Raw genomic sequence first — 2284 nt, 5'->3', positions numbered from 1 at the left:
AGGCAACTGGGAGTGGAAGTTAAGGGAAATGCCAGATAGAGAGCTTTGGGAGTGGCTCGGTTTAATGTGTGAGCTGTATGGGAGGAAAATTTAGGTTTTTTCTCTTTGGCTTTTTGTTATAATGGTCTTGAAAAAAATCTGGGAGGTGGCATAATATGGCAGTGCTTATCATCTTTCTGCTTATTATGGCTGGAATGTTAGTCTTTATCATCTTAAAACATGGAGGCTCATGGCGTTGTGACGCTGCTTTAGCTGAAGATGACACTTCCAGCGATGACTCATCTGATGGAGGCTCTTCGGACGGAGGGTCATCTGGTGATTGATACAAGGCAAGTCCAAGAAAGGCTCAGGGCTTTGGGCTATGGTGGTTTCTACACGTGGTATGACCCGCCGGGGACTTATTATGACTGGCATAGGCATCTGCAAGAGCGAGAGGGCAGGCTTTAAGTCCTCCACTACCATTTAAAGACATGCTAATATGTTTAAATAAGCGTTCGTAATCTTTACCACAATCAACTTTTATAGCCTCATAGCACCTACACAGTTAAAATCCTCCCTTAAAAAGCACAGGAGGATAACTATGAAAAGGCTTATAGTCCTTGGTGTAATTAGCATTTCCTTGGCACAGCCGGTGATTGACCCACCCTTTGCGGATAGGCTCTTTCCCTATGTAACCTATGGTGAGGTTTGGACAGGCACGCCTGCGGTGATTAAGGATGCGGTTATCCCAAATACACTTGTGGTCTATGGCTCAAAGGAAGACCCTGATATAGTTGCCCTTGCTGGCAGGATAGCCTACTATCTTGGACAATGGACGGAGGACATAGGCTTTACCGCAGAAGATGTTCGTCAATCTAAAATGCCAGAGCTTTTAGTAAGCGACCAAAGGCTAAAGAGTATAAACTACCAAAATCTCATAGTGGTGGGAGTAAACAACGACATAGTAAAAGAGCTGGGTTTGAGCTTTGAAAAACCCACTATAAAGGTAGTGCAAAAAGATGGCAAAAATATACTAATCGTAGGTGGTGCCAACAAGGAACAGATAATGCAGGCAGGTAGGTATCTTGCAGATGTGAGGCTCAACTTCAAAGCGGGTGCATACAGAACCTTTTTCTCCTTTGTAGCTCTTAGAGGCTATATAGAAAAGGGTGAGTTTGACGCAGGGCTAAGGCTCATAAGAAGCCCTATGGGGCTATCCGCCTGTGGAAAGAACATGGCTTTGGCAGGTCCGATGGTAGCCCAGTGGGGAGATGACCTCAAGGCAGTTGTCAGACACAGAAACAACATCCTCTACAATGAGCTTCCAAAAGCCCTTGAGGCAAAGGATAAAGAAAAGGCGGTTAACCTCTGGAAAGAAGCTATGCTTACTTGCTACCAGTGCCATCAAGGCATAAACGTGCCACAGGTAAGAAGGTTCAAACCCATAGAGAGCATACACGCCAAACACCAGCAAATAGCAGAGAGCTTTGGTCTTGTAAAGGTTATTGGCACAGAAAAATCCTGCATAGCCTGTCATGCAGGACCTACAACAATAAGAGGCTACAAGTAGGTTATACTTAACCTATGGCGAGTAAGAAGTGGGTTGTGAGCCTTTTGCTCATAGTCCTTTTTCCTATTCTCCTTACACTGCTTGTAGTTCGCCTTGCCTTCACAGACCTTTTTGTGGAGTTCCTATATAAAAGAGTAGACCTACCACCAGACCCAATGCCCTATGAGCTACGACTAAGCATAGCCAAACTCGGGCTTAGGTCTGTTCTTTCAGACAGTGGCATGGAAGAGTTTAAAAGCTCTGGACTTTTTAACGAAAGAGAGATAAAACATATGAAGGATGTAAAAAGGCTGTTGAGTTTTTTCTTTGGCTTTTTGTATATTACTCTTCCTATTTGGCTTTTGGGCTTCTTTAGCCTAAAGAATAGAAAAGATATGGGAAAGGTTTTGTTCTTTGGAGGATTTCTTCTTGAGGTATTTGTCCTCTTTGTGTTAATTGCTTCTGCGGTTAACTACGATTGGCTTTTTACTGCCTTTCATAACCTTTTCTTTGACCCTTATTCCTGGCGTTTTAGAGATGAAGACATGCTTTTGAGAGTCTATCCCATGGACTTTTGGTTTAAGGCAACCTTGTATACTGCCTTAGGAGTTTTTCTTGTAAATCTTTTCCTTCAGACCCTTGGTTTTATCCTTTGGAGAAGAAGTTCCTGAGCTTCTCTTCCGCAGGTCCAGGCATTCCTACTATTTTAAGAAAATCCACAGGAAGATACTTAAGGTAAAGAAAAGACGCATAACC

3 protein-coding genes are annotated in these 2284 nt (G+C 43.3%); all 3 read left to right on the top strand.

Features of this window, described 5'->3' with window-relative positions; all coding sequences use genetic code 11:
* Positions 1-315: 315 nt before the first annotated feature.
* The 3 genes from WKI49_01860 to WKI49_01850 all read left to right on the top strand — a co-directional run bounded on the left by WKI49_01860 (position 316) and on the right by WKI49_01850 (position 2199).
* On the top strand, positions 316-447 hold the full coding sequence (locus WKI49_01860) for a hypothetical protein (protein MEJ7621248.1): 132 nt from the start codon (positions 316-318) through the stop codon (positions 445-447).
* 133 nt (positions 448-580) lie between these two features.
* Positions 581-1549, top strand: a complete 969-nt coding sequence (locus WKI49_01855) for a hypothetical protein (GenBank protein ID MEJ7621247.1) — start codon at positions 581-583, stop codon at positions 1547-1549.
* A gap of 14 nt (positions 1550-1563) precedes the next feature.
* Positions 1564-2199 (top strand): TIGR01906 family membrane protein, encoded by a 636-nt coding sequence (locus WKI49_01850; protein MEJ7621246.1) that lies wholly within the window; start codon positions 1564-1566, stop codon positions 2197-2199.
* Positions 2200-2284: the final 85 nt, after the last annotated feature.

The organism is Aquificaceae bacterium (assembly GCA_037722135.1).
Classification (GTDB): Bacteria; Aquificota; Aquificia; order Aquificales; family Aquificaceae; genus Pampinifervens; species Pampinifervens sericum.
This window is presented reverse-complemented; position numbering and strand designations above follow the sequence as displayed.

Excerpts from the sequence above, each read along its gene's own strand:
- WKI49_01855 (MEJ7621247.1), top strand. The coding sequence starts at position 581 with ATGAAAAGGCTTATAGTCCTTGGTGTAATTAGCATTTCCTTGGCACAG.
- WKI49_01850 (MEJ7621246.1), top strand. The coding sequence starts at position 1,564 with ATGGCGAGTAAGAAGTGGGTTGTGAGCCTTTTGCTCATAGTCCTTTTT.